This is a genomic window from Paraburkholderia sediminicola, from assembly GCF_046026895.1.
GTDB lineage: Bacteria > Pseudomonadota > Gammaproteobacteria > Burkholderiales > Burkholderiaceae > Paraburkholderia > Paraburkholderia sediminicola_C.
Genome location: NZ_JAQQEU010000027.1, coordinates 82,954 through 105,336 on the forward strand (window position 1 = coordinate 82,954; position 22,383 = coordinate 105,336).

Here is a 22,383-nt window from a genome sequence, read left to right on the forward strand (position 1 = left end):
CGGAGCGCTGCATGAGCGAAAGACCCTGGCTGCGCCGTCCGTCGGTGCTGGCGCGGCAAGCGCTGCTGCTGTATGCCGCGCTGATCGTCTACGGTTCGTGGTATCCGTTTTCGGGCTGGCGCTCGCTCGGTCTCGCGCCGTTCGCCTATCTGTTCGATCCCATGCCGCAGTACCTGACGGCGTTCGACGTCCTCACCAACGTGGTCGGCTATATGCCGTTCGGCGCGCTGGTGGTGCTCGCGGTCTATCCGCGCTGGCGTGGTCCGCTGGCGGTCGCGGCGGCGTTCGTGCTCGGCGCGCTGCTGTCCGGCACGATGGAGGCGGTGCAAACGTATTTGCCGACGCGCGTCGCTTCCAACCTCGATCTGGCCGCCAACACGCTCGGCGCGCTGCTCGGCGCGGCAATCATGTCACCGGCGACCGGCGCGCTGCTCGATCGCGGCTTGCTGAGGCGCGTGCGGCTGCTGTGGTTCGAGCGCGACCACGCGGCGCTCGCGTGCCTGGTTGCCGCATGGCCGTTCGCGACGATGTACCCGGCGCCGCTCCTGTTCGGTCTCGGCAACTGGCCGCGCGCGTTGTGGCAGCGTTTCGATACGACGACGCAGGACGCGCTGCTCACGTGGACGCCACCGGGCTGGCACGTCGGCGCATGGCCGGCGCTGGCCGCCGCGTGGCTGCCCGACGACGCATGGGAAGCCGTGATCACCACGCTCAACCTATTCGCCGCGCTCGCGCTGGCGTCGCTGCCGGTGCGCCGCCATGCGCCGCGCGTGCGTCTGCTGCTGCTGTTCATCGTCATGACCTTGTGCGTGAAGGTGGGCGCCACGTTCCTGCAATCGCAGTCAGGCCTTGCATTCGACTGGGCGACACCTGGCGCGCTCGCGGGGCTGGTGGGCGGCACGGCGGGCGCGCTCGTCGCGCTGCCTTTGCGGCGCAGGACGCGCGCGGCGCTGGCGGGCGTGGCGTTGGCGGTTGCGCTGGTGTTCGTCAATCTGCTACCGGTGAATCCGTATTTCGATGTGGTGCTGGCTGACTGGCGGCAAGGGCGGTATCTGCACTTCAACGGGCTGGCGCGCTGGCTCGCGTGGATCTGGCCGTACACGGTGCTCGTGTGGCTCGCGTTTGTCGTCGAGCAGGCGTGGCTCAGGCGGCGCACGAAGCGCGTGTGAGATGTGCGTGTGAGATGTGCGTGACGCGTACGTGACGCGCGTTTGAAGCGCGCATGAAGCCCACCTGAGCGGCACCGCGGGCCTGGCCCGCGCCGGCGGTCATCAGCCCCGCTCGCTATAATCGTCCGCACACCAGGCGTGCTGATAGCGCCGTTGCCTTCCCTTACAGTCTCGCCCCCGGACATCATGGACTCCTTCTACAAGTACCACGTCTTCTTCTGCCTGAATCAGCGCGACCCCGGCGCCGAGCGCCCGAGCTGCGCGAACTGCAACGCTCAGGAGATGCAGGAGTACGCGAAAAAACGCGTGAAGAAACTCGGCCTCGCCGGCCCCGGTCAGGTGCGCATCAACAAGGCCGGCTGTCTTGATCGCTGCGAGCTTGGCCCGACCCTAGTCGTGTATCCGGAAGGCGTCTGGTACACGTATGTCGACGCGAGCGACATCGACGAGATCGTCGACTCGCACCTCGCGAACGGGAAGATCGTCGAGCGTCTGAAAATCGATCAATAAGCATTGCCATGAACGTACACACGAAGAAATATCTGATCGACGGCCCGGTGGGCAAGATCGAGGTCGCGCTGGATCTGCCCGACGAGATGCGCGAGAACGGCGCCGCGCCGCGCGGCATCGCGCTGGTCGCGCATCCGCATCCGCTATTCGGCGGCACGATGGACAACAAGGTCGCGCAGACGCTCGCGCGCACGCTCGTGCAGTTGAACTACGTGACGTATCGCTCGAATTTTCGCGGCGTCGGCGAAACGCAAGGCGAACATGACGCGGGCATCGGCGAGCGCGACGATCTGCGCGCCGTGCTGGATCACATGCGCGCCGAACCCGGGCAGAGCGACTTGCCGCTCGTGCTTGCGGGCTTTTCGTTCGGCACGTTCGTGCTGTCGCATGTGGCCGCGCAACTCCGCGAGGAAGGTCAGGAGATCGAGCGAATGGTGTTGGTCGGCACCGCGGCGAGCCGTTGGGACGTCGCGCCCGTGCCGGAAAACACGCTCGTGATCCACGGCGAAACCGACGAGACGGTTCCCATTCAATCCGTTTACGACTGGGCGCGTCCGCAGGAATTGCCGGTGGTCGTGATTCCGGGGGCGGAACATTTTCTGCATCGGAAGTTGCACGTGCTGAAGCGGATCATCGTCGACGCATGGCGATGAGCCGGGCGCCGCGCACGTTTTCCGGGGTACAGGTACGCGAAATCTCAAATTAATCGCCGACCGTTGCGCAAGATTGGCGGAATAGCACGCGTATAATGAGCGCTCTTTTTTGGGCGCAGCGCCGCCCAGCCGGCAGTTCGCGCGTCGTGTAGCGTGCTATTCGCGCGCAGCGGTGCCGGTGCGGGGCGTGCTGCGTGAACCGATCGCGTCGCCGGAAGTCCAATGGGCGCCGCGCCGTTTTACGGCCAGACGTCCGCTGACCGGCTCTTCCAAACTATGCGCCCTGCGCGCGAAGTATTTTTCCGCACGAATCGACCCTATGCGTTTCTCCACCACCGGCCGCACGTCATTCCCGTCAGTTGTTTCTTTCGTTCCCGTCAAGTTTAGCCGCGCCGTCACCCTCGGCATCCTGCTGCCGGCGACCCTCGCCGCCAGCAGCGCGTTCGCGCAAGTGCCGCCGCCGGCGGTGAACGCGCGCTCATGGGTGCTCGTCGACGCCACCAGCAACCAGGTGCTCGCGTCCGGCAATGCCGACGAGCGCGTGGAGCCGGCCTCGCTGACCAAGCTGATGACCGCGTATCTCGTCTTCGAAGCACTGCAGACGAAGAAGATCACGATGGACCAGACGGTGATGCCGAGCGAAGGGGTGCGCCGCGTGCGCACCGACGAGTCGCGCATGTTCATCGAAGCGAACAAGCCGGTGACCGTGCACGATCTGGTGTACGGCATGATCGTCCAGTCGGGTAACGACGCGGCGATCGCGCTGGCCGAACTGGTCGGCGGCAGCGAAGCGCAGTTCGTCAACATGATGAATACCGAAGCGCAGCGCCTCGGCATGAAGAACACCCATTTCGCCGACGTGAACGGCATGCCCGACGCGCAGCACTACACCACGGCGGGCGACCTCGCGGTGCTGTCGGCGCGCCTGATTCGCGACTTCCCCGACTACTACAACATCTTCTCGGTCAAGGAATTCACGTACAACAAGATCAAGCAGCCGAACCGCAATCGTCTGCTGTGGATCGACCCGACCGTGGACGGCCTGAAGACCGGCCACACGCAAGCGGCGGGCTACTGCCTGATCGCGAGCGCCAAGCGTTCGCTGCCGGGCGCGACCGACGCGTCGCGCCGCCTCGTCTCGGTGATGATGGGCGAGACCAAGGAGCACGACCGCGTGCAGGACAGCCTGAAGATGCTGAACTACGGCTACACCGCATATGACACGGTGCGGCTGTACAAGGCGAATCAGGTGGTCGGCACGCCGCGCGTCTACAAGGGTGCGCAGGACAGCGTGCAGATCGGAGTGAAGGGCGACCAGTACATCACCGTGCCGAAGGGCATGGCCGACAAGATCAAGCCGCAGATCGAGCAGATCGATCCGCTGATCGCGCCGATCGCGAACGGTCAGCAGGTCGGCACCGCGAAGCTGGTGGCCGACGGCAAGGTGCTCGCGCAATTCCCGGTGGTCGCGTTGCAGGCCGTGCCGCAAGCCGGCGTGGTGGGTCGCGTGTGGGATTCGCTGATGCTGATGGTCAACAAGAAGAAGTAAGAGCCCGTTCGCAATGACCGCTGTTTCCGATGTTTCCGCTGTGTCGTTGGACCCGATCGTTTATCTGAATGGCGAGCTGGTGCCGTTGTCCGAAGCGCGCGTGCCGGTTCTCGACCGCGGCTTTATTTTCGGCGACGGTATTTACGAAGTCGCGCCGCTGTACGCACCGCTGCTCGGGCATCCGGGCGGCCGCACGGCGTTTCGCTTCCCGCAGCACCTCGCGCGGCTCGCGCGTCCGGTCGGCAAGATCGGCATCGCCAATCCGTTCGACGACACCGGCTGGCGTGAACTGATCGAGCGCGTGGTCGCGGCCAACGAGGCGGACGGCGGCTTGCCGGCAGACCAGGACGCGATTGCCTATATTCAGGTAACGCGCGGAGTCGCGAAGCGCGGCCACGCGTTTCCGGCCGGCATCCAGCCGACCGTGTTCGTGATGGTCACGCCGCTGCATCTGCCTGACGCCGGGCAGCGCGCGCAAGGGGTTCCCTGCGTGAGCGCCGAGGATCGCCGCTGGCTCAATTGCGACATCAAATCGGTGTCGCTGCTGGGCAACGTATTGATGGCGCAATACGCGGCCGAAAACGACGCGTTCGAGACGATCCAGTTTCGCGACGGCATGCTGACCGAAGGGTCGTCGTCGAATGTGTGGATGGTGAAGGACGGCGTGCTGTCGGCGCCGCCGCGCAGCTACAAGATTCTCGAAGGGATTCGCTACGGTCTGATCGAAGAGCTGACGGGCGAATGCGGGATCCGCTTCGAAGCGCGTGAGATCGCCGAAGCCGAGTTGCGCGCGGCCGACGAGATCATCGTCAGTTCGGCCACCAAGGAAGTGCTGCCGGTCACGAGGCTCGACGGCCAGCCGGTTGGCGAGGGCAAGCCGGGTTCGGTCTTTGCGGCGCTGTATTCGGCGTATCAGCGAGCCAAGGCCAAGGAAGCGCAACAAGCGCAGCAAGGAGTAAAGAATGAATTCCGCGAACGACTCATTGTTTGATTTCCCCTGCGATTTCCCGATCAAGATCATGGGCAAATCGCACCCGGAGTTCGCCGAAACCATCATCACGGTGGTGCGCCAGTTCGACGGGGAAGTCGACACGTCGCGCGTCGAAACGCGGCCGTCCAGCGGTGGCAACTACACCGGTCTGACAGTCACGGTGCGCGCCACGAGCCGCGAGCATCTCGACGATATCTATCGCGCGCTGACCGGCCATCCGATGGTCAAAGTGGTGCTCTAACGCAGCGCGCATTATTCCGTGTCACGGCGCGACGCGCAACGCGTCCGCCGCGAGACCGGCGCATGCGGCGGGCCCCGCCTCACAAGCCCGGTCGAACAACTGCTTGAACCTTCCCACCTCGTCGAACACCCAGTCGCGGAACGCCTTGACCCGGGCGGTTTCCAGCATTTGCGGCGGGCAGATGAAGTAGTACTGCCATGGGCTCGGGCCATCCACATCGAATAGCCGCACGAGGCGGCCCGCGGCGATCTCGTGCATCGCCAGCGAGCGGCGCGTGAGCGCGACCCCCTGACCGTCGATCGCGGCCTGCAGCAGATTCGACGAATCCTGGTACAGCACGCCGCGCTTCGGTTCCGGCCAGTCGCTGAGGCCGGCGGCGTCGAACCACGGGCGCCAGAGTTCGTCGTCGGAACGCAGTAGCGTGACCCGGGCGAGATCCGCCGGCGTTTTCGGCAGCTTGCCGCCGTTGAAATTCGGCGCGCAGGCCGGAAAGAAAATCTCCTCCAGTAACAGTTCCGCGTGCAGCCCCGAATATTTGCCGAAGCCGAAACGGATCGCCACGTCGACGTCGTCGCGCGCGAAGTCCATTAGCGCATTGGTGGAGAGCAGTTCGAGATCCCATTGCGGATGCGCCTCGATAAAGCTGCCGATGCGCGGCGTCACCCAGCGCGCGGCGAACGACGACAGCATCGACACCACGAGGCGCCGTTCGCGATCGCCGGCGCGGATTTCGCGGGTGGCGTCGGCGAGCGCCATCAGCGCGCCGCGCACGTGCGTGGCGTAGCGCCGGCCGGTTTCGGTGAGCCGCACGCGTTTGCCGTCGCGCGCGAACAGCGAGACGCCCAGTTCGGCCTCGAGCGCGCGAATCTGATGGCTGACCGCGCCGTGGGTGACGAACAGCTCGTCGGCGGCGCGCGAGAAGCTCTCGTGACGGGCGGCGGCCTCGAATGCCTTGATCGCGTTCAGCGCGGGAAGTTGACGGAGGTCCATCGCAATATTTCTCACATAGCGGTGAAAATTGATCGTTTTGCGTCAACCCTTGCTACGCCTACGATTGTAGCCATGAAACGATTTTTGGCGAGGGCATCATGCGAGAAATTTCCTCTAGCATCGCGTTTGAAATCCGTAACGGCGAAACGCTGCCGATGAAGGTCGCCCGCAGTACCAAGCTGGTCGTGCACGGCGGGGCAATCTGGGTCACGCGCAGCGACGATGTCGAAGACTACTGGCTGCAGCCCGGCCACACGCTGCGGTTGCGGCGCGGCGAGCGGCTCTGGCTGAGCGCCGAGGGCACCACGCACGCGAAAGTCGCGTTTTCCGTGCCGACGCGTTGCGACGAGCGCGCGCTGAACTGGCTCGCGCGGATCGGCGAACGGCTAATGATGCGCTTGCGAGGCGGCTGGCGCACGGTTTGAGGCGGTCGGGCGGCGCCGCGCGGGTCGGTGTGACGGCGCGGCGAGTGTGGCCATGGGCGGCGCGCGTCTGCGTCTTCCCAGCCATGAAACGCCCGCCCATCATCCGCACGCTAGTCAACCCGCACCGCGCCACCGCCGTCGCCGCCTGGCACCCTCGATGCGGTCCGGCCCGGCGCCGATTCCGAGTTTTCGGTAAACTGCCGGGATCATGTGCGCCACCCAGGTTTCCCCGTCTCCCTTGCCCGTCACGGCGCCGCTTACGCTGCGCTGGCGCGGCAGCGAACCCTACGAAGTCAGTTTCGAAGCAATGCGCGCGTTCACCGACGCCCGCACCGCCGACACCCCCGATGAAATCTGGCTGGTCGAACACCCTCCCGTCTTCACGCTAGGCCAGGCCGGCGATCCGGCCCACCTGCTGGCCGCCGACAGCGGCATCCCGCTGGTCAAGGTCGACCGCGGCGGCCAGATCACGTATCACGGGCCCGGGCAGGTGGTGGCCTACCTGCTGCTCGATTTGCGCCGCCGCAAGCTCATGGTGCGCGAGATGGTCACGCGGATCGAGCAGGCCGTGATCGACACCTTGGCGGCGTATAATCTCGCCGGAGAACGCAAGACGGGCGCCCCCGGCATCTACGTAGCGCCAGGGCCGGCCGCCGGGCTCCACGCCGGCGCCAAGATAGCGGCGCTGGGTCTGAAAATCCGCAACGGCTGCAGCTATCACGGCGTGAGCCTGAACGTGAAGATGGACTTGCGGCCGTTTCTGGCCATCAATCCATGCGGCTACGCGGGGCTCGAAACGGTCGACATGGCAACGCTCGGCGTCGCCGCCGGCTGGGACGACGTGGCCCGCACCCTGGCAGCATGCCTCACCGCAAACCTCGACGGCAGTCCCGAGGCCGTCGCCCAATCACAGGCCGGTGCGCTCACCGCCTGACTGGACCCGAACGAATGACTGACGTTACCGCGAACCTCGCAGCTTCTCCCGCGCCCGAAGGCGTGCCGGCCTACGACGCCACCGCGAAGCAGAAGGCGCAAGCCAAAACCGCCCGCATCCCGATCAAGATCGTCCCGATCGAAAAGCTGAAGAAGCCGGACTGGATTCGCGTCAAAGCGGCAACCGGCAATTCCCGCTTCTACGAAATCAAACAGATTCTGCGCGAGCACAATCTGCACACGGTGTGCGAAGAGGCGAGCTGCCCGAACATCGGCGAATGCTTCGGCAAGGGCACCGCGACCTTCATGATCATGGGCGACAAGTGCACGCGCCGTTGCCCGTTCTGCGATGTCGGTCACGGCCGTCCCGATCCGCTCGATACGGAAGAACCGGGCAACCTCGCGCTTACCATCGCCGCGCTGAAGCTGAAGTACGTGGTGATCACCAGCGTCGACCGCGACGATCTGCGTGACGGCGGCGCCGCGCACTTCGTCGAGTGCATTCGGCAGACGCGTGAGCTGTCGCCGGACACGCGCATTGAAATTCTGACGCCGGATTTCCGCGGCCGTCTGGATCGCGCGATCGGCATTCTGAACGCGGCTCCGCCCGATGTGATGAACCACAACCTCGAAACGGTGCCGCGTCTGTACAAGGAAGCGCGTCCGGGTTCGGACTACGCGCATTCGCTGAAGCTGCTGAAGGACTTCAAGGCGCTGCATCCGGATGTCGCCACCAAGTCGGGCCTGATGGTCGGCCTCGGCGAAACCGAGGAAGAAATCCTGCAAGTGATGCGCGATCTGCGCGAGCACAACGTGGACATGCTGACGATCGGCCAGTATCTGCAGCCGTCGGAACACCATCTGCCGGTGCGCTCGTACGTGCATCCGGACACCTTCAAAATGTACGAGGAAGAAGCGTACAAGATGGGCTTCACGCACGCGGCAGTGGGCGCGATGGTCCGTTCGAGCTACCACGCCGATTTGCAGGCGCATGGAGCGGGTGTGGTCTGAAGGGTTTAACTCGCTGCTTCAAGTGTCAAAAAGGCCCGCACGTGTGCGGGTTTTTTTTATGGCTCGGCGTCTCTGCCCGGAGTGCGCCAGCCGAAATTATCGCGCGGCGAATCCGTCAGTCGGCGGATTTTGCGCCTTCACGTTGAGCCGAAGCGCGAAACGCTCCGACAAGCTTGTCGACGATCTGGTCGAGCGCCACGTGCTCGTCGTCGCTGAGTACCGACAGCAACTCCGCTTCCAGCTCCCGCCCCAGTTCGTCGCTGGCCGCGCGCGTGCGCTTGCCGGTGGCAGTCGGCCATAGCTGCAAATGGCGTGCATCGTCCGGATGGATGGTCCGCCGCACCTGCTTGCGCTCGATCAGGTCCGCCATCACCTTGGACAGCAGCGTCTTTTCAATCAGGGTTTGCTCCCTCACGGCCGTCGCCGTGATGCCGGGTTGATCGCAGATGATCCGCAGCACGCGCAGCGAGCGCACGTCGAAACCGCACGCGGGTTTGTACACCGCATTGGCGCGGCTGATCATCTCGGTCTTGATCAGGTCCAGTTTGAACGTGAGGTATTGCGCAAACTTCATGTCTTGGGCAGCGACGCTGGTTTTCGGTTTGGCAGAGGGCATACCGCTTCGGGTTATCCGGTTCGGGGTGGGTGGGAGCGTCCAGGGCGCCGCGCGTGCTGGCGCCCGCATGAATCCCGATGATAGACGAACCTTCGTTGCCGTAGCGATCTGTACGTAAAATCACTAGTTGAAAGTTTCAACTATTAAAGTATCTTTGTGAAACGGGTTTCGCCCCGCTACGGTGAGGGCGGGAAGCCACGTACATCATGTTTCAAGGGATGCAGGCATGCAGACAAATGTGGAGTGGGGTGCGCTCGCTGAATCGATGCGGACGTGGCGGCGCGAGATTCACCGGCATCCGGAGCTTGGCTTTCACGAGCATCGCACCGCCGAAATGGTTGCCAACCTGCTGACCGGTTGGGACCTCGAGGTCAAGACCGGGGTCGGCGGCACGGGCGTGGTCGGCACGATTCGCGGCACGCTGGGGGCGGGTCCGTCGATCGGGCTGCGCGCGGACATGGACGCGCTGCCGATGCAGGAGAAGGGCACCGTGGCGCACCGCTCGACGCACGACAACATCTTCCACGGCTGCGGTCACGACGGCCACACGGCCATTCTGCTGGGCGTCGCGAAGCACCTGTCGGCGCATCGCGCGTTTCGCGGCACTGTCCATCTGATCTTCCAGCCCGCCGAAGAAACGTTGCGCGGCGGCTCGGAGATGATCCGCGACGGCCTGTTCGGGCGCTTTCATTGCGACGAAATCTACGCACTGCACAACAACAACGCGCTGCCGACGGGCAAGGTCGGCGTGCGCAGCGGGGCGATTCTGTCGGCCTGCGATCTCTTCAGGATCACTATTCAGGGTGTCGGCAGCCACGCCGCGATGCCGCATCGGTCGGTCGATCCGCTGATGATCGGCGCGGCCATCGTGCAATCGATTCAGAGCATCGTGAGCCGCAATATCGATCCACTGGATACGGCTGTCGTCAGCGTCTGCAAGTTCAACGCGGGTACCGCGATCAACGTGATCGCGGATACGGCGGTGCTGGAAGGGACCGTGCGCACGCTATCGGTCGCCGCGCAGGCGTTGACGTTAAAGCGCCTGCGCGACATCTGCGACGGTGCGGCGCGCATGTACGGATGCACGGTGGAATTCGAGCATCTGCAAACCTCACCCCCCACCGTCAACACGCCCGAGCAGACCGAAGTGGTGCGAGCCGCCGCGCAACACGTGCTGGGCGTCGACAACGTGATCCCAAACGTGGCGCCGCTGATGGCATCCGAAGACTTCGCGTTCATGTTGCAGCAGCGCCCGGGCTCGTACTTCTTCCTGGGCCACGACGGTTTGACCTGCCATCACCCGGAATTCGATTTCGACGACGACACCGCGCCGGCTGGCGCGGCGGTGTTCATCGAAATCGTGCGGCGTCGGCTGGGTTAGACCCGCGTGTCAATCACCCCATCAAGGAGAACAGGAATGTCCACAAACCCCATGCCGTCACCGGCGATGGTCAGAAAGGTGGTGATTGCCTCCATTCTCGGCAATGCGTTCGAGTGGTTCGACTTCGCCATCTACGGGCTGTTTGCGGCGACCATCGCGCGGCTGTATTTCCCGGCCGACAATCCGCTCGCCTCCCTGATGCTGACGCTGGCGACCTTCGGCATCGGGTTTGCCGTGCGTCCGCTCGGCGGCGTGCTGTTGGGCTTGTATGGAGACAGAGTGGGGCGCAAGAAGGCGCTGTCGATCACGATCGCGCTAATGGCGGTCGGCACCGGCATGATCGGCTTGCTGCCGACGTATGCTGCAATCGGCGTCGCCGCGCCGATTCTGATGGTGTTGGCGCGGATGATCCAGGGCATTTCTGCCGGCGGCGAGTTTAGCGGCGCGACCACCATGCTGGTGGAATTCGCACCGGCTCACCGCCGCGGTTTCTTCGGCAGCTTCCAGATGTGTTCGCAGGCGCTGGCGTTTTCGCTGGGGGCGGCGGTGGCGTATCTGCTCACCACGCGGCTCGACGCGGCGCAACTGGAAAGCTGGGGCTGGCGCCTGCCGTTTCTGGTCGGCATCCTGATCGGACCGGTGGGGTGGATCATCCGTTCGAAGGTCGACGAATCGCCGGAGTTTCTCGCTTATCGCCGCTCCGCGATCACTGCGACAGAGAAGGCCACGCGCACGCCGCTGCGCGACCTCGTGCGAAAGTATCCACGCGAGATGATTTCCAGCACCGGCATTTGCGTGGTGGGCACGGTCTCCGCGTACGTGTTCGTGTTCTTCCTGCCGATCTTCGCGAAGCAGCGGCTCGGCATCGCGGCGGCGGACGCCAATCTCGCCACCTTCCTCGGCACGGCGGTGATCCTGCTGTGCTGTCCGCTGGCGGGTTATCTGTCCGACCGCTACGGACGCAAGGCGGTGTTGCTGCCCGGCATGCTCGGCTACGGCGTGGCTGCGTGGTTCTTCTTCCACCATTTCATCGCTGCGCCTTCGTTCCAATCGCTGCTGATGTTGCAAGTGGGCGTCTCGTTCTTCATGAGCTTTATCTGGGCGCCCGTGCCTATTGTATTGACGGAAGTATTTCCGGTGGGCGTGCGCTCGACCGGCGCTGCGCTGACGTACAACCTGGCCGTGCTGCTGTTCGGCGGGCTCGCGCCGTTCATCAACACGTGGCTGGTCAAGATGACGGGCAGCAATGCCGCGCCGTTGTACTACGTGCTGTTCAGCCTGTTGATCGGCGTGGTGAGCACGCTGCTTCTACCTGAACTCGGTGCAGGCAGGCTGCGGACGCGGGCGGCATCGTAGGCGCAATGACCTACATCCGCAGACCTCGGCTCTTGAGCCGATAAACAAGCTGGGGTCGCGTAATCCCCAGCGTGCGCGCCGCAGCCGACAGATTGCCTTGCGCGCGCTGCACGACGCCTTGAGCAAAGCCGTTTCAATATCGTCGAGCGAGGTCGGTTCGATATCGCCGCTGATCCCCATCAGCAGACTGTTCACCTTTCTTGCGACGCGCTCGATTTCCGCGTCGGGCGTGGCGGCTGTCTGGTCCAGCAAGGAACCTGTCGGTGTCAACGCGCCGTTGGTGCCGAGGCCGAACATCTGCGCGTCGATCGTTTCGCCGCTTGTGAAAAGATGGCTGATATCGATTGCGCCGCCATCCGGCGCGAGAATCACGCCGCGCTCGACGACGTTTTCCATCTCGCGGATATTGCCGGGCCAGCCGTAGTTCAGCATCGCGTCGATGGCACGGCCGATAAAGCCGGTGACGTCACTCTGATGTGAAGTCGCCCCGTTCAATGCCGAACAATTCCGACTCGACCAGTGCTTCCGGAATCGCGGCACAGTTGACCGCGATGAAGGGACCGTTGCTGCACGCGCTGATGCGGTGTAGCGTGCGCGCGCATCCTTCCTTGTCCACGCCGCTCTGCCGAGAAACAGGACCGTCGCGCGCGATCGGGCGGAGCTTTACAACCACGAATTTTTCGTCGAGTTGACCGCGCGGCACGCGAACTTCACCAACGTCCCCGCGCTTTCCAGCGAGGGCTGAAGATTCCGCGTGGGATGGCTTTCACGGCTTCGTTCACGAAGCCGTGAAAGCGCATTTCGCCAACGATTTCCGTGGCCATAAGGCGTGTCTGTGCGGGCCGCCGGTGATGATCGAAGCGTCCATCAGAACGCTGATGCGAGGGCAACTGTTCCAACGCGACATCTATACGGAGAAGTTCCCTGACAGTGCGGGCGCTGCGCAAGCGTTGGCGAAAAGCCCGCTGTTCAGATCGCTATGAGAGCGGAACAGGACCGCATACCCCGTTCACGCCCGCGGCGAACGGACCGGATACCGTGCAGTATGGAAGTGGTCTGCGTTGTATTTTTGGGCAGCCGGTAGATTTTGTCCATTTCAAGCTGGCATTCAGCCCGAATTTCAAGGATCGAGGCGCGGCGGTTGCTATCGCCGCGTTTGCCGACGCGCGATACTACGGCCGGGACTCGCGCGTGAAACCGGCACGCCGCGGCGCGCGCATCACGCATGGCCGTGCTGGAAGCCATGGTGATTGCGGTGGCCGGCAACGCGTCGAGAGCAAACTCAACCGCTCTAACTGGAAGGTAACGAGACGTGGCAAATGGGATTGATCGCGGTTCATCCGCACAATGGCCGTATCCGCGCCTGGTCGCGCATCGCTGCGGCGGCACGCTGGCGCCGGAGAACACGCTGGCCGGCTTTGACGCCTGTGTGCGCCACGGCTACCGGATGGTCGAATTCGACGCCAAGCTGTCCGCCGACAACCAGCTCTTCCTGTTGCACGACGACACGCTCGACCGCACCACCAACGGCCACGGCGCCGCCGCCGAGCGCACGTGGCAGCAACTCGCCGAGCTCGACGCCGGCGCCTGGCGCGCAGCGCAATTCGCCGGCACGCGCCTCGCGACTCTCGCGGATGCGGCGCGGCGATGCGCGCGCGACCGCATTGCCGCCAACATCGAAATCAAGCCGTGTCCGGGTCGCGACGCACTCACCGGGTCACTGGTGGCGGGTGGCGCGTTGACACTGTGGCAAGGGCAAACGCCACCGCTGCTGTCGGCGTTTTCGTTCGACGCGCTGGCCGCGGCGCGCGACGCCGCGCCGTCGCTGCCGCGCGGCATGCTGTTCGAACAGGTGCCGGCGGACTGGTTGCGGATCGTGCGCGAACTGGACTGCGTGTCGTTGCACGCGAGCCACCGGTATTTGAGCGAGCCGTTGGTCGCGCAAATCCGAGCCGCTGGGCTGCGTGTGCTGGCCTACACGGTGAACGATCCGGCGCGTGCGCAGCTGCTTGCACAATGGGGCGTCGATATGATCTGCACGGATCGCCTCGACCTGCTGCCGCACGACATGCTGGCCATGCGTCCATGAAATGCCGGAGTCGATCGAGCCGGCGCAGCGTGCCGAGCGTCGTCGATATGCCAACGCAGCGGCAGACCCACCGGGCACGCCTGCTCAAGCCGGCCGGGGTTTTCCCTGGGACATCGCTTCGATGAATTCCGGATTCCCCGACAGCGCCCGTCCGGATTTCCGGAATCCCGGACGGCATCCGCCTTTGGAATATAAAAACATGATAGAAATCAAATAGATAGTCTCGGTACCGAGCTGGCATCGACCTTGCGAAATAGATCACGCGGCCGCAACGGTCCGACAACTAAAGCAAGGAGACAATGATGTCCGATTTCCCTTCCCGGTATTTCTAGATTCGTCGTCTTGTCGCGGCCTATTGCCGTGCACGGGCGTAACGAATCCTCGTTCGCGTGATGCGCAGTGTGGCAGGCCTTGAGCTCATCTCCACCCAGCAGGAACCATCGTGAAGAAACCTTTCTATAAAGTGCTGTACGTCCAGGTGATCGTGGCCATCATCATCGGTATTGCACTCGGGCACTACTACCCGAACCTCGCCGTCGACATGAAACCGCTCGGCGATGGCTTCATCAAGCTGATCAAGATGGTGATCGGGCCGATCATCTTCTGCACGGTGGTGACGGGTATCGCCGGCATGGAAGACATGAAGAAGGTTGGGCGCGTGGGCGGCAAGGCGCTGCTGTACTTCGAAGTCGTCTCGACCTTCGCGCTGGTGCTCGGCCTCGTCGCCACGCACGTGCTGCGGCCCGGCGCCGGCTTCAACATCGACCCGGCCACGCTCGACGGTAAGGCAGTTGCGTCCTATGCCGCGAAGGCGCACGGCCAGACAACAGTCGACTTCCTGATGCATCTGATCCCGGACACGCTGTCGTCGGCTTTCGCACAAGGCGAAATCCTGCAGATCCTGCTGATCGCGCTGCTGTTCGGCTCGGTGCTCGCGACGGCCGGGGAGAAGGGCAAGGTCGTGACGAACTTCATCGAGGGTCTCTCGCACATCCTGTTCGGCATCGTGCGCATCATCACGAAGCTGGCGCCGATCGGCGCGTTCGGCGCGATGGCGTTCACCATCGGCAAGTACGGCATCGGCTCGCTGCTGCCGATGCTCAAGCTGATCGGCACGTTCTATCTGACCTCGATCGTGTTCGTGGTGGTGGTGCTCGGCATCATCGCGCGCATCGTGGGCTTCAACATCCTGCGCTTCGTTGCGTACATCAAGGAAGAGATGCTGATCGTGCTCGGCACGAGTTCGTCCGAAGCCGCGCTGCCTCAACTGATGTTGAAGCTCGAAAAGCTCGGTTGCTCGCGCTCGGTGGTGGGCCTCGTGGTGCCGACCGGCTATTCGTTCAATCTCGACGGCACCAACATCTACATGACGATGGCCGTGCTGTTCATCGCCCAGGCGACCAACACCGAGCTCACGTGGATGCAGCAGCTCACGCTGCTGGCGGTGACGATGCTGACGTCGAAGGGGGCGAGCGGCGTGACGGGCGCGGGCTTCATCACGCTGGCCGCGACGCTGGCGGTGGTGCCGACCATTCCGCTGTCGGGCATGGTGCTGATTCTCGGCATCGACCGCTTCATGAGCGAATGCCGCGCGCTGACCAACATCGTCGGCAACGGCGTGGCGACGGTGGTGGTGTCGGCGTGGGAAAAGGAGCTGGACCGCAACAAGCTGAATGCCGCGTTGCGCGGTGACGTAGCGGTCAAAGAACCGGCCAGCGCCGCCTAAGCCGCGCGCCGGTTCAGACTCCCACCGTAACGGCCGCGGACGCCCGCCATGAAACCGGGTGCTCCGCGCCGATCCACTGCGCCGCCGCCGGCCAGCGAAGCTGGCGCCGACGGCGCGCCGCCTTATGCCACAATGTCCGATCCCTACCGAACGGACATGACCAACGTGACGCGCCGCCTGCTGATCCTCTTCGCGCTCGCTGCCGGGCTCGCGGCGGCATGCTGGCTGACCTACAGCATCGCGTGGCAAAGCGGGATCGACAACTTGCGGCGCAATGCCGCCGTGCGCGTCGAGCGCACGGCCAGCGCGCTGAAGAGCACGCTCGAGCGCTACGAATCGCTGCCGTATCTGCTCGCCGAGCATCCCATCGTGCAGGACGTGCTCGTCGATCCCAGTGCGGCCAACGTCGAGCGCGCCAATCTCTATCTCGAAGACCTCAACCGTCATGCGCGCGCGACGGTGACGTACATCATTCCGCGCGACGGTTACTGCGTCGCCGCGAGCAACTGGCGCGGGCCGGGCAGCTTCATCGGCGCGGGCTATCAGTTCCGGCCGTATTTTCTCGATGCGATCGACGGCCGCGTGGGGCGCTTTTTCGGCATCGGCACGATTTCGCAGGCGCCGGGCTATTACATCTCGCAGCCGGTGCGGCGCAACGGCGAGATCGTCGGCGTGGCGGTGGTGAAACTCGATCTCGAATGGTTTCAGGGCGCGGATGCGTCCGAGCCGCTCGTCGTCACCGACGATCACGGGGTGATCTTTCTGTCCTCGGTGCCGGCGTGGAAGTACCACACGATACGGCCGCTCTCCGGGCCGGTCGCCGATTCGATCTACCAGGCGCGTCAATACGCGCAGCAGCCGATCGCTCCGCTGCCGGTGACGATCGAGCGCACGCTCGAAGGCAACGCGCAGATCGTGCGCATCGGCGGCGGCCGCCAGGCGCCGCGCTATCTCGCGTCGCGGCGCAGCATGGGCGAGCCGGACTGGCATCTAATCACGATGTCGCCCGTCGATCCGGTCGACGCCGACGCGCGCAAGGCGACCATCGTCACCGGTTTCGGCTATATCTCGATCGTGCTGCTCGCGTTCTACTGGCGCATGCGCCGTGCTCGGGTGCGCGAAGTGATGCGCAGCCGCACGTTGCTGCAAAAGGCCTACGCGGAACTGAACCAGCGTGTCGCCGAACGCACCGCGGACCTTTCCGAGGCGAACGAACAGTTGCAGAAGGAAGTGGCCGAGCGCACGCGCGCCGAACAGGAATTGCGCGCCGCGCACGACGAGCTGATCCAGGCGAGCAAACTCGCGGCGCTCGGTCAGATGGCGGCCGGCATCACGCATGAACTGAATCAGCCGCTTGCCGCGTTGCGCGGGTTCTCGGACAACACGCGGGTGCTGCTCGAACGCGGCGACCAGGCGTCGGCGCGCGAGAATCTCGAAGCGATCGCGGCGCTCACCGAGCGCATGGGCAAGATCACCAATCAGTTGAAGCTGTTCGTCGGCCGGGCGCGGCCGCGCAATGCGCGCGCGCCGGTCGTGCGGGCGCTGCGCAACGTCGTCGGATTGCTGCAGAAGCGCTTGCAGGGTGTCGAAGTCGAGTTCACCTTGCTTGATGCGGCGAGCGGCACGCGCACACCGCTCAGTCTCGCCGACGACCATCCCGAACTGATTGCGAATTGCGACGATCTGCGGCTCGAACAGGTGCTGATCAACCTGCTCGGCAATGCGCTCGACGCGACCGCCGGCATGAGCGCGCCGCGCATCGTGGTCGACATCGAAGTCGCGGAGGCGAACCTGTTGTTCGCGGTGAGCGACAACGGCCCCGGCATTCCCGACGATGTCCTGCCGCGCCTGTTCGAACCGTTCTTCACGACCAAGGAGATGGGCCAGGGGCTGGGCCTCGGTTTGGCCATCTCCTCGTCGATCGCACGCGATTGCGGTGGCTCGCTGGTCGCGCGCAACGCGTCGGACGGCGGCGCACTATTCGTGTTGACGCTGCGCCGCGCGCGCGTGCAGACGAACACACCGGCGGACCCGCTGACCACCGGCACCTGAATCAAGATGGAAAACGCGATGAACGACGGCCTGCAAGTGCTGTATATCGAAGACGACGAACTGGTGCGGCGCGCCAGCGTGCAGAGTCTGCAACTGGCGGGCTTCGAGGTGATCGGCCATGCGTCGGTGGAGGCCGCGGCGAAGATGATCAGCGCGGATTTCTCCGGCGTGATCGTCAGCGACATTCGCCTGCCCGGCGCAAGCGGTCTCGATCTGCTCGCGCAGTGCCACGAGCGCGCGCCCGATGTGCCGGTGATCCTCGTCACGGGCCACGGCGATATTTCGATGGCCGTGCAGGCGATGCGCGACGGCGCGTATGACTTCATCGAAAAGCCATTCGCGTCCGAGCGGCTGATCGAAACCGTGCGACGCGCGCTGGAGCGCCGCAAGCTGGTGCTGGAAAACCTTGCGTTGCGCCGGGAGTTGGCCGGGCAGGGCACGGTGGCGCCGCGGATCATCGGCCGCAGTCCCGCGATCGAACAGGTGCGCAGGCTGATCGCGAACATCGCGCCGACCGACGCGTCCGTGCTGATCAATGGCGACACCGGCGCGGGCAAGGAGTTGATCGCGCGCAGTCTGCACGAGTTGTCGCCGCGGCGTGACAAGCCGTTCATCGCGGTGAACTGCGGCGCGCTGCCGGAGCCGATGTTCGAGTCGGAGATGTTCGGCTACGAGCCGGGCGCTTTCACCGGCGCGGCAAAACGGCGGATCGGCAAGCTCGAACATGCATCCGGCGGCACGCTGTTTCTCGACGAGATCGAGAGCACGCCGCTCGCGTTGCAGGTCAAGCTGCTGCGTGTGTTGCAGGACGGCGTGCTGGAGCGGCTCGGCTCGAACCAGCCGATTCGCGTGAATTGCCGCATCGTCGCCGCAGCCAAAGGCGACATGGCCGAGCATGTCGCGGACGGGTCGTTCAGGCGCGATCTGCTGTACCGGCTGAATGTGGTGACAATCGCGTTGCCGCCGCTGGGCGAGCGTCGCGAGGACATCGTGCCGCTCTTCGAACACTTCCTGCTGGATGCGGCGGTGCGCTATCAGCGGGCCGCGCCGATCCTCACCGATCGCCAGCGCGCGAGCCTGATGCAGCGCGACTGGCCCGGCAACGTGCGGGAACTGCGCAATGCCGCCGATCGCTTCGTGCTCGGCGTCGCCGACGATCCGGTCATGTCTTTCGCCGATGACAGCGCGGCCACGCAGCCGTTGAAGGAGCGCGTCGAGCAATTCGAGCGGGCGATGATTGCGCAAGCGCTGGAGCAGGCGGGGGGCGTGGTCGCGGTGGCGGCGGACAAGCTGCAGCTTGGCAAAGCCACGCTCTACGAGAAGATCAAGCGATATGGCCTCGCGGCCAAAGGGGAAGGGGAGCGCTGAGGAGTGAGGGCGCCGGCGGCACGAGAGGCGAGGCCGGCGCGTTTGAATCTGATCGGTTCAGAATGGGCTGGCTGGCGTTACGCCTTCAGCGCTTTTTCCAGCAACTGGTTGAGTTCTGCGAACTGCGGCTCACCGACGTAGCGCTTCAGAATCTTGCCGTCCTTGTCGATCAGGAACGTGGTCGGCGTGAGCTGGACGTTGCCGAACTGCTTGGCGGCCGAGCCGTCGTCCATCGCAACCTTGAACGGCAACTGGCGCGTTTGCGTGTAATTGGTCACGTACATCGGCGCGTCGTAATTCATTGCGACGGCGACGAATTCGAGGCCCTGGCCCTTGAAGCGGTTATAGGTCTCCACCATCTGCGGCATCTCTTTCATGCAGGTGTCGCAATTCGTCGCCCAGAAGTTGACGAGATACACCTTGCCTTTGAGGTCGGCGGTCGTGACTTTCTGGCCGGACAGCAGCGTAAAGGTCGCATCGGGCACGCGCTGTTGACCGGCAAACGCGAAGTACCCGGCGACGGCCAGCGCGATGGCCACGGCAGCCGCGATCAGGTAGCGAAGCGGGTTCGCGCGCCGCGCGGCGGAGGGATTGGAGTTCATGAACAGAACCTCGGGAGTCGCGCGGACGGCGCGGGACAGTGGGTCGGTTGGGGCGCCAGCCCCGGTGCTGAATGGCGTCGCTATTGTAGCTCCATTCCGCTAGGGCGGCAGGAGCGCGGTCGGCAGCGGATAATAGGGTTTTACGTTCTGGTCAGTCCGATCTGTCCCCATGTTCCTAGGTCCTTGCCGCGTTTGCCGCCGCGTTTGCCGTTTTCTGTGCCGAATCGCTTTGTGTTTTGCCGTGGGTAGCCGTTGCCGGCCTGAGCCGTCCGCTGAGATGAGGCCGCCCGGTTTTCCAGACGCTTCTTCGCGACTGCCGCGGGGGCTTGCGGTGCTCGGCATGGCGGCCGGCACGCTGGCGCTTGGCGTCGCGCTGAGCGCCTGCTCGCCGACCTTCGACTGGCGCACCATCATGAACAACGACAACGGCTACACCGTCGACTTCCCGGCGAAGCCGGGCAACGATCAGCGCGCGGTGCAAATCGACGGCGCGCCGATGCAGATGGCGATGCAGACAGCCGAGGCGGGCAACGCGGTGTTCGCGGTCGGTACGGTGATGTTGCCGGACGACCGCGAGGCCACCCAGCGCGCCGCGCTCGATTTTCTGCGCGACGGCCTCGCCCGTAACGTAGGCGCGGCGCCGGACCCGCATGCGATACAAATCCCGCTGGCCGCAGGCGGCAAGGTGCCGGGCCTGGAAATGAAGCTGACTGGCGAGGCAGGCTTGCAGCACGAAATGCGTACCGTCTACGCGCGTCTCGCGGCGCACGGACGGCATGTCTACCAGGCGGCGATCATCGCTTCCAAACCGTTGCCGCAGGAACAGGTCGACCAGTTTTTTTCGTCGTTCCAGCTTTATTGAAATCGGCATTTTTGGCCGATTCGGCGCGCGATAGATTGCCACAGGCAGTGAAAGTTCCTTCGCAGCATCACGCGCTAATTCCCGGTTTACGTTGAAGTTTTCTGCTTCCGTGACGAGCCTGTGGATAACTCTGTTGAGAACTCGGCTCCATTTGCCGTAGATGCCCATGCCGTGGGCCTTCTGTCAGTGGCCGCCCGCTGGGGTCGTTTTAAAAAACTCAATCAAATCAAAGCCTTTTTGGCGCGCCCTTCGATATGCCTTTCAGATGTATCCAAATCTATCAGAAGGGCGTACATGTGCATAAGTCAAGTCTTGACAGCATATTTTTCTCTTCATCCCGAGCCAAAAGCCCGGCGATATTGGATCGCTTCCGCGATCTGCGCGGCGCCCGGCATCGCAGAACCGGCTAGATCGGCGATGCTGCGCGCGACCTTGAGCACCCGGTAGTAAGCACGCGCTGACCAGCCGAAGCGCTCGCCGGCTTCGCGCAGCAGAGATTCACCCGCCGGGTCGGGACGGCAGACTTCGTCCACGTCCCGTCCGGCCAGTTCATGATTGGTTTTGCCTTGCCTAAGCCATTGCCGCTCGCGCGCGACGCAGACGCGCCGCGCGATGACGGCGCTCGCTTCGCCCGTCGTGGTCGCCCGCGCCGACAACTCAGCCGGCGTGAGCGCCGGAATCTCGAGCTGGATGTCGATCCGGTCGAGCAGCGGGCCGGACAGCTTGCGCAGATAGCGTGCCGCGATCTCCGCCGTACAGCGGCAGCGGCCGCTTGGGTCGCCGCGCCAGCCGCATGGACAGGGGTTCATCGCGGCGATCAGTTGGCAGGCCGCCGGGAAATCCGCCTGCAAGGCGGCGCGCGAGATCGTGATGCGGCCAGCTTCGAGGGGCTCGCGCAGCGTTTCGAGGACCACGCGATCGAATTCGGGCAGTTAGCTTTCTGCAGCGTTTACAAGCTCTACCTTGTCAATTTGAATGTGGGGTTCGTTTTCATTTTCTTTAACTTGGGCAAGCCGGCGTAGCCGGCGCGTCAGTCTCAAGTGTGTGCAACTTCGGAACCGCCCTTAGGGCGGCTGTCCACACCCTTGTGGTGTGGGCAGCGAAGTTGTGCACACGGGGAACTGCCGAAACGGCGTCACTGCCGCACGCTGAGACATGTCTGGAACCTGCTCGTTCGTTAAGGTCTTATCTGGTGAGACCTTCAGCGCGCTGCGTGTCGAGCAGTTTTCTAAGATGCTTACGCTCCAACTTTGATAAGCGGCCCCAAGCCAGCACTAATTCCGCGAGGTCCTCGTCCTCGCAGTAGAAATACGCCACTGGGACGCGCAGCGCTTTGGCCAGCTTCATAGCGATTTCAAACGGTGGTTCGTGCACGCCTGTCTCATAACGACTAATGCGAGCACTCGCCGTATGTTCATCAAGCCCAATTTGGATGCCCAATTTGTCTTGTGGAATTTCCGCCTGACGCCGGGCACCCCGAAGTCGCCGACCGAAAAGTGAGGCTGATTGTTGGATTGTCATTCTACGAATATCGTAGGATTCGCTTGCCGAATCTCTACGTAATTCGTAGAATTGGATGTGCCGACGGCATCTTCCTGCGATATAGAGCAATTGGTAGTTCGTCAAGGGCGTCTGGTAGCGAGCTCAATCTGAATCGACTGTTAACCTGTGAACATACGACCGACCGCCTGGCGAGCGGACAGAGACCGCCCGTATGCAGTGAACTGACCTTTTATGCTATGCGAGGAAGTTATGGAATCCCGGAGTAATGCAAATCACAGCGCCTTGATGACCCGTTTGCTAAACACCTCGCATGCCAACGTGGACGACGGCACATTTAAAGCGCAGGAAACGGTGAC

The 22,383-nt window shown here is 63.9% G+C and carries 22 protein-coding genes and 2 pseudogenes; 18 read left to right on the plus strand and 6 right to left on the minus strand.

Annotated features, from left to right (window positions below; genetic code table 11):
• The first annotated feature begins 11 nt into the window (after positions 1-11).
• The 6 genes from PQR02_RS20015 (at position 12) to PQR02_RS20040 (ending at position 5,113) form a co-directional block, all read left to right on the plus strand.
• Entirely contained in the window at positions 12-1,169 is a 1,158-nt protein-coding gene (locus PQR02_RS20015) for a VanZ family protein (protein WP_408234631.1), read from the plus strand.
• Positions 1,170-1,355: 186 nt separating this feature from the next.
• Positions 1,356-1,679: a (2Fe-2S) ferredoxin domain-containing protein gene (locus PQR02_RS20020; protein ID WP_408234634.1), complete on the plus strand. Its 324-nt coding sequence runs from the start codon at positions 1,356-1,358 to the stop codon at positions 1,677-1,679.
• 8 nt (positions 1,680-1,687) lie between these two features.
• Positions 1,688-2,332 (plus strand): alpha/beta hydrolase, encoded by a 645-nt coding sequence (locus PQR02_RS20025; RefSeq protein WP_408234637.1) that lies wholly within the window; start codon positions 1,688-1,690, stop codon positions 2,330-2,332.
• Between the two features lie 319 nt (positions 2,333-2,651).
• Complete coding sequence (locus PQR02_RS20030) at positions 2,652-3,881, plus strand: D-alanyl-D-alanine carboxypeptidase family protein (protein ID WP_408234640.1); 1,230 nt, start codon at positions 2,652-2,654, stop codon at positions 3,879-3,881.
• Positions 3,882-3,894: 13 nt separating this feature from the next.
• On the plus strand, positions 3,895-4,872 hold the full coding sequence (locus tag PQR02_RS20035; protein WP_408234643.1) for a D-amino acid aminotransferase: 978 nt from the start codon (positions 3,895-3,897) through the stop codon (positions 4,870-4,872).
• Positions 4,844-5,113: a DUF493 family protein gene (locus tag PQR02_RS20040; RefSeq protein ID WP_408234646.1), complete on the plus strand. Its 270-nt coding sequence runs from the start codon at positions 4,844-4,846 to the stop codon at positions 5,111-5,113. Before PQR02_RS20035 ends, PQR02_RS20040 begins: the two co-directional genes overlap by 29 nt.
• 21 nt (positions 5,114-5,134) lie before the next feature.
• Here PQR02_RS20040 and PQR02_RS20045 read toward each other — a convergent pair whose 3' ends face one another.
• Positions 5,135-6,103 carry a transcriptional regulator GcvA gene (locus PQR02_RS20045; RefSeq protein ID WP_408234649.1) on the minus strand — a complete coding sequence of 323 codons (969 nt, stop codon included), beginning with the start codon at positions 6,101-6,103 and terminating at the stop codon, positions 5,135-5,137.
• A gap of 98 nt (positions 6,104-6,201) precedes the next feature.
• On the opposite strand from PQR02_RS20045, the gene PQR02_RS20050 reads away from it, so the two are divergent.
• From PQR02_RS20050 to lipA, 3 genes are all read left to right on the plus strand, one after another.
• On the plus strand, positions 6,202-6,528 hold the full coding sequence (locus PQR02_RS20050; RefSeq protein ID WP_408234652.1) for a DUF2917 domain-containing protein: 327 nt from the start codon (positions 6,202-6,204) through the stop codon (positions 6,526-6,528).
• A gap of 208 nt (positions 6,529-6,736) precedes the next feature.
• Positions 6,737-7,462, plus strand: a complete 726-nt coding sequence (gene lipB, locus PQR02_RS20055; protein ID WP_408234655.1) for a lipoyl(octanoyl) transferase LipB — start codon at positions 6,737-6,739, stop codon at positions 7,460-7,462.
• A 14-nt stretch (positions 7,463-7,476) separates the two neighbouring features.
• Positions 7,477-8,472, plus strand: a complete 996-nt coding sequence (gene lipA, locus PQR02_RS20060) for a lipoyl synthase (RefSeq protein ID WP_408234658.1) — start codon at positions 7,477-7,479, stop codon at positions 8,470-8,472.
• Positions 8,473-8,587: 115 nt separating this feature from the next.
• Here the strand turns inward: lipA and PQR02_RS20065 are convergent, their stop codons facing one another.
• Positions 8,588-9,088, minus strand: coding sequence for a MarR family winged helix-turn-helix transcriptional regulator (locus PQR02_RS20065; protein WP_408234661.1), 501 nt, complete (start codon positions 9,086-9,088; stop codon positions 8,588-8,590).
• A 226-nt stretch (positions 9,089-9,314) separates the two neighbouring features.
• On the opposite strand from PQR02_RS20065, the gene PQR02_RS20070 reads away from it, so the two are divergent.
• Together PQR02_RS20070 and PQR02_RS20075 are read left to right on the plus strand one after the other, a co-directional pair.
• Positions 9,315-10,469, plus strand: coding sequence for a M20 aminoacylase family protein (locus PQR02_RS20070; protein WP_408234664.1), 1,155 nt, complete (start codon positions 9,315-9,317; stop codon positions 10,467-10,469).
• A 36-nt stretch (positions 10,470-10,505) separates the two neighbouring features.
• The gene (locus PQR02_RS20075; RefSeq protein ID WP_408234667.1) at positions 10,506-11,825 is read left to right on the plus strand and encodes an MFS transporter; all 1,320 of its coding nucleotides are present in this window, start codon (positions 10,506-10,508) and stop codon (positions 11,823-11,825) included.
• Positions 11,826-11,835: 10 nt separating this feature from the next.
• Here the strand turns inward: PQR02_RS20075 and PQR02_RS41035 are convergent.
• Positions 11,836-12,482, minus strand: a pseudogene (locus PQR02_RS41035) (sigma 54-interacting transcriptional regulator); the annotation flags it as partial.
• A gap of 381 nt (positions 12,483-12,863) precedes the next feature.
• On the opposite strand from PQR02_RS41035, the gene PQR02_RS20100 reads away from it, so the two are divergent.
• The 6 genes from PQR02_RS20100 (at position 12,864) to PQR02_RS20125 (ending at position 19,060) form a co-directional block, all read left to right on the plus strand.
• The gene (locus PQR02_RS20100; protein WP_408234682.1) at positions 12,864-13,154 is read left to right on the plus strand and encodes a hypothetical protein; all 291 of its coding nucleotides are present in this window, start codon (positions 12,864-12,866) and stop codon (positions 13,152-13,154) included.
• A complete protein-coding gene (ugpQ, locus tag PQR02_RS20105; protein ID WP_408234685.1) occupies positions 13,138-13,914 on the plus strand; it encodes a glycerophosphodiester phosphodiesterase in 777 nt (258 codons plus the stop codon). Before PQR02_RS20100 ends, ugpQ begins: the two co-directional genes overlap by 17 nt.
• A 1-nt stretch (position 13,915) precedes the next feature.
• The gene (locus tag PQR02_RS20110; protein WP_408234688.1) at positions 13,916-14,131 is read left to right on the plus strand and encodes a hypothetical protein; all 216 of its coding nucleotides are present in this window, start codon (positions 13,916-13,918) and stop codon (positions 14,129-14,131) included.
• A 225-nt stretch (positions 14,132-14,356) separates the two neighbouring features.
• Positions 14,357-15,640, plus strand: a complete 1,284-nt coding sequence (locus PQR02_RS20115; protein ID WP_408234691.1) for a dicarboxylate/amino acid:cation symporter — start codon at positions 14,357-14,359, stop codon at positions 15,638-15,640.
• A gap of 48 nt (positions 15,641-15,688) precedes the next feature.
• A complete protein-coding gene (locus PQR02_RS20120) occupies positions 15,689-17,692 on the plus strand; it encodes a sensor histidine kinase (protein ID WP_408234694.1) in 2,004 nt (667 codons plus the stop codon).
• Between the two features lie 18 nt (positions 17,693-17,710).
• Positions 17,711-19,060 (plus strand): sigma-54-dependent transcriptional regulator, encoded by a 1,350-nt coding sequence (locus PQR02_RS20125; RefSeq protein WP_408234697.1) that lies wholly within the window; start codon positions 17,711-17,713, stop codon positions 19,058-19,060.
• A gap of 77 nt (positions 19,061-19,137) precedes the next feature.
• Here PQR02_RS20125 and PQR02_RS20130 read toward each other — a convergent pair whose 3' ends face one another.
• The gene (locus tag PQR02_RS20130; RefSeq protein ID WP_408234700.1) at positions 19,138-19,662 is read right to left on the minus strand and encodes a TlpA disulfide reductase family protein; all 525 of its coding nucleotides are present in this window, start codon (positions 19,660-19,662) and stop codon (positions 19,138-19,140) included.
• Between the two features lie 340 nt (positions 19,663-20,002).
• Here PQR02_RS20130 and PQR02_RS20135 point away from each other — a divergent pair, with 340 nt between their 5' ends.
• Positions 20,003-20,524, plus strand: a complete 522-nt coding sequence (locus tag PQR02_RS20135) for a hypothetical protein (protein ID WP_408234703.1) — start codon at positions 20,003-20,005, stop codon at positions 20,522-20,524.
• Between the two features lie 332 nt (positions 20,525-20,856).
• Here the strand turns inward: PQR02_RS20135 and PQR02_RS20140 are convergent.
• Positions 20,857-21,456: pseudogene (locus tag PQR02_RS20140) on the minus strand (ATP-binding protein); the annotation flags it as partial.
• Between the two features lie 253 nt (positions 21,457-21,709).
• The gene (locus tag PQR02_RS20145; protein ID WP_408234709.1) at positions 21,710-22,045 is read right to left on the minus strand and encodes a helix-turn-helix domain-containing protein; all 336 of its coding nucleotides are present in this window, start codon (positions 22,043-22,045) and stop codon (positions 21,710-21,712) included.
• Positions 22,046-22,383: the final 338 nt, after the last annotated feature.

Coding starts and splice junctions, on each gene's coding strand:
- lipB (WP_408234655.1), top strand. CDS start 6,737: ATGTGCGCCACCCAGGTTTCCCCGTCTCCCTTGCCCGTCACGGCGCCG.
- PQR02_RS20065 (WP_408234661.1), bottom strand. CDS start 9,088: ATGCCCTCTGCCAAACCGAAAACCAGCGTCGCTGCCCAAGACATGAAG.
- PQR02_RS20025 (WP_408234637.1), top strand. CDS start 1,688: ATGAACGTACACACGAAGAAATATCTGATCGACGGCCCGGTGGGCAAG.
- PQR02_RS20145 (WP_408234709.1), bottom strand. CDS start 22,045: ATGACAATCCAACAATCAGCCTCACTTTTCGGTCGGCGACTTCGGGGT.
- lipA (WP_408234658.1), top strand. CDS start 7,477: ATGACTGACGTTACCGCGAACCTCGCAGCTTCTCCCGCGCCCGAAGGC.
- PQR02_RS20015 (WP_408234631.1), top strand. CDS start 12: ATGAGCGAAAGACCCTGGCTGCGCCGTCCGTCGGTGCTGGCGCGGCAA.
- PQR02_RS20020 (WP_408234634.1), top strand. CDS start 1,356: ATGGACTCCTTCTACAAGTACCACGTCTTCTTCTGCCTGAATCAGCGC.
- PQR02_RS20125 (WP_408234697.1), top strand. CDS start 17,711: ATGAACGACGGCCTGCAAGTGCTGTATATCGAAGACGACGAACTGGTG.
- PQR02_RS20070 (WP_408234664.1), top strand. CDS start 9,315: ATGCAGACAAATGTGGAGTGGGGTGCGCTCGCTGAATCGATGCGGACG.
- PQR02_RS20040 (WP_408234646.1), top strand. CDS start 4,844: ATGAATTCCGCGAACGACTCATTGTTTGATTTCCCCTGCGATTTCCCG.
- PQR02_RS20130 (WP_408234700.1), bottom strand. CDS start 19,662: ATGAACTCCAATCCCTCCGCCGCGCGGCGCGCGAACCCGCTTCGCTAC.
- PQR02_RS20075 (WP_408234667.1), top strand. CDS start 10,506: ATGTCCACAAACCCCATGCCGTCACCGGCGATGGTCAGAAAGGTGGTG.
- PQR02_RS20135 (WP_408234703.1), top strand. CDS start 20,003: ATGGCGGCCGGCACGCTGGCGCTTGGCGTCGCGCTGAGCGCCTGCTCG.
- PQR02_RS20030 (WP_408234640.1), top strand. CDS start 2,652: ATGCGTTTCTCCACCACCGGCCGCACGTCATTCCCGTCAGTTGTTTCT.
- PQR02_RS20110 (WP_408234688.1), top strand. CDS start 13,916: ATGCCGGAGTCGATCGAGCCGGCGCAGCGTGCCGAGCGTCGTCGATAT.
- PQR02_RS20120 (WP_408234694.1), top strand. CDS start 15,689: ATGAAACCGGGTGCTCCGCGCCGATCCACTGCGCCGCCGCCGGCCAGC.
- PQR02_RS20050 (WP_408234652.1), top strand. CDS start 6,202: ATGCGAGAAATTTCCTCTAGCATCGCGTTTGAAATCCGTAACGGCGAA.
- PQR02_RS20045 (WP_408234649.1), bottom strand. CDS start 6,103: ATGGACCTCCGTCAACTTCCCGCGCTGAACGCGATCAAGGCATTCGAG.
- PQR02_RS20035 (WP_408234643.1), top strand. CDS start 3,895: ATGACCGCTGTTTCCGATGTTTCCGCTGTGTCGTTGGACCCGATCGTT.